The sequence below is a fragment of the Candidatus Hydrogenedentota bacterium genome (genome assembly GCA_035450225.1).
Taxonomy (GTDB): domain Bacteria; phylum Hydrogenedentota; class Hydrogenedentia; order Hydrogenedentales; family SLHB01; genus DSVR01.
In genome coordinates this window covers 1-1,197 of sequence record DAOTMJ010000115.1, presented here as the reverse complement: position 1 = coordinate 1,197, position 1,197 = coordinate 1, and the positions used below count along the sequence as shown (strand labels likewise).

The 1,197-nt window shown below is 62.1% G+C and carries 1 protein-coding gene; it reads left to right on the top strand.

What is annotated here, in order from left to right; genetic code table 11:
• Nucleotides 1–3: 3 nt before the first annotated feature.
• Entirely contained in the window at nucleotides 4–1,197 is a 1,194-nt protein-coding gene (tuf, locus tag P5540_19975; GenBank protein HRT67093.1) for an elongation factor Tu, read from the top strand.

The window sequence follows — 1,197 nt, the reverse complement described above, 5'->3', positions numbered from 1 at the left end:
GACATGGCAAAGGCAAAGTTTGAGCGGACAAAGCCGCACGTGAACATTGGCACGATCGGCCACGTGGATCATGGCAAGACGACGCTGACGAGCGCGATTACGATGGCGCTGGCGAAGAAGGGCATGGCGCAGGTCATGGCGTTCGACCAGATTGACAAGGCGCCCGAGGAGAAAGAGCGCGGGATCACGATCGCGATTGCGCACGTTGAATACGAGACGGAGAAGCGGCATTACGCGCACGTGGACTGCCCCGGCCACGCGGACTACATCAAGAACATGATTACGGGCGCGGCGCAGATGGACGGATCGATCCTGGTGGTGGGCGCGGACGACGGCCCGATGGCGCAGACGCGCGAGCACATTCTTCTGGCGCGCCAGGTGAACGTGCCGGCGATCGTGGTGTACATGAACAAGATTGATTTGGTGGACGATCCGGAATTGCTGGACTTGGTCGAGTTGGAAGTGCGGGAGTTGCTGACGAAGTACGAGTTTCCGGGCGACGAGATCCCGGTGATTCGCGGATCGGCGCGCGCGGCGATGGAAGGGCGCGACCCGGAAATCGGCGAGCAGTCGGTGTTGAAGCTGATGGAGGCGGTGGACGCGTACATTCCGACGCCGACGCGTTCGTTGGACAAGCCGTTCCTGATGCCGATCGAGGACGTGTTCACGATTACGGGCCGCGGGACGGTGGTGACGGGCGCGATTGCGCAGGGCGTGATCCATGTGGGCGACAAGGTGCAGTTGGTCGGCGTGAAGAGCGAGATCAAGGAGACGGTGGTGACGGGCGTGGAGATGTTCCGGAAGATGCTCGACGAGGGTCAGGCCGGAGACAACGTGGGCTTGCTGCTTCGCGGCGTGGAACGCGACGACGTGGTGCGGGGGATGGTGGTGGCGAAGCCGGGTTCGATCACGCCGCACACGAAGTTCGAGGCGCAGGTGTATGTGCTGACGAAGGAAGAGGGCGGCCGCCACACGCCGTTTTTCAACGGGTACCGTCCGCAGTTTTATTTCCGGACGACGGACGTGACGGGCAATCTGAACCTTCCCGAAGGCGTGGAGATGGTGATGCCGGGCGACAATGTGCAGATCACGGCGGAATTGATCACGCCGATCGCGATGAACGAAGAGCTTCGGTTCGCGATCCGCGAAGGCGGACGGACCGTCGGCGCGGGCGTCGTCTCGAAGATTATCGAGTAA

What these genes read in the sequence shown, in the direction of transcription:
- tuf (HRT67093.1), top strand. Translation starts at nt 4, where the DNA reads ATGGCAAAGGCAAAGTTTGAGCGGACAAAGCCGCACGTGAACATTGGC.